The organism is Mycobacterium sp. TH-M11 (assembly GCF_057473725.1).
On record NZ_JBYCLD010000034.1, the window covers coordinates 1 to 1,536 of the forward strand.

The following is a 1,536-nucleotide window of genomic DNA, read 5'->3' on the forward strand; positions in this document are numbered from 1 at the left end:
GATCTGGTGATGGCCGCCCGTAACCGGGTGCAGGGCGGGCGCGGGCCGCGCGAGTCCAAGTACGCCCAGCTGGCCATCGCCCCGATCGGTGACGTGCAGACCCGTTACTACGTGAGCATGGATGTCGCCGACAAGCCCGGTGTGCTGTCCACGGTGGCAGCCGAATTCGCCGCCCATGGCGTCAGCATCGCCGAGGTGCGCCAAGAGGGCGTGGCCGATGACGACGGCCAACTGATCGGCGCTCGGATCGTGGTGGTCACCCACCGGGCTGCCGACGCAGCATTGTCGAAAACCGTTGCGGCGCTTGCTGACCTGGACGCGGTCCAGCGGATCGCCAGCGTGCTACGACTGGAAGGAACAGACCAGTGAGCTCCACCCGAACCCCGATCCACCGCCCCTGGCCCGGCCTGATCGGCGCCTACCGCGATCGGCTTCCCATCGGCGACGACTGGACGGCAGTCACCCTGCACGAGGGCGGCACCCCGCTGATCTACGCCAAGCGGATCTCCGAGCAGACCGGCTGCACCGTGCACCTGAAGGTCGAGGGGCTCAACCCGACCGGCTCGTTCAAGGACCGCGGCATGACGATGGCCGTCACCGACGCGGTCGCGCGCGGCCAAAAGGCAGTGCTGTGCGCCTCGACCGGCAACACCTCGGCATCGGCGGCCGCCTACGCTGCCCGCGCCGGGATCACCTGTGCGGTGCTGATCCCGCAGGGCAAGATCGCAATGGGCAAGCTCGCGCAGGCAGTCATGCACGGCGCCAAGATCATTCAGATCGACGGCAACTTCGACGACTGTCTGGAACTGGCCCGCAAGATGGCCACCGACTTCCCGACCATCTCGCTGGTGAACTCGGTCAACCCGGTGCGCATCGAAGGTCAGAAGACGGCGGCCTTCGAGATCGTCGACGCCCTGGGCACCGCGCCCGATATCCACTCGCTGCCGGTCGGCAACGCCGGCAACATCACCGCGTACTGGAAGGGCTACCGCGAGTACTTCGCAGACGGCCTGACCGAGAAGCTGCCGAAGATGTTGGGCACCCAGGCTGCCGGCGCTGCGCCGCTGGTGCTCGGTGAGCCGGTCAAGAACCCGGAGACCATCGCCACCGCGATCCGCATCGGCTCGCCGGCCTCCTGGACGCAGGCTGTTGAAGCACAGGTGGATTCGGGCGGGCGGTTCTTGGCCGCCACCGACGACGAGATTCTGGCCGCCTACCACCTGGTGGCGCAGTCCGAGGGCGTATTCGTCGAGCCGGCCTCGGCGGCCAGCATTGCCGGGCTGCTCAAGTCGGTGGAGGAAGGTTGGGTGCCGCGCGGATCGACCGTGGTGTGCACCGTGACCGGCAACGGGCTCAAGGACCCCGACACCGCGCTGAAGGACATGCCCGAGGTGACCGCGGTTCCCGTCGACGCGGCCACCGTGGTCGCCGAATTGGGGCTGGCCTAGTGGTTCAGTTGTTGCCGACCGGGTTGACGGCCAGCGTCGCGGTTGCGGCGTCGAGCGCCAACCTGGGCCCCGGCTTCGACAGCCTGGG

The 1,536-nt window shown here is 68.2% G+C and carries 3 protein-coding genes; all 3 read left to right on the forward strand.

Going from position 1 to position 1,536, the window contains the following annotated elements; translation table 11 throughout:
- On the forward strand, positions 1–369 hold a 369-nt coding region (locus AC2VOG_RS01525; protein WP_486938153.1), incomplete at its 5' end, for an ACT domain-containing protein.
- The gene (thrC, locus tag AC2VOG_RS01530; RefSeq protein ID WP_486938154.1) at positions 366–1,448 is read left to right on the forward strand and encodes a threonine synthase; all 1,083 of its coding nucleotides are present in this window, start codon (positions 366–368) and stop codon (positions 1,446–1,448) included. The genes AC2VOG_RS01525 and thrC, both read left to right, overlap by 4 nt.
- A partial coding sequence (locus tag AC2VOG_RS01535; protein WP_486938155.1) for a hypothetical protein occupies positions 1,448–1,536 on the forward strand: 89 nt, incomplete at its 3' end. The genes thrC and AC2VOG_RS01535, both read left to right, overlap by 1 nt.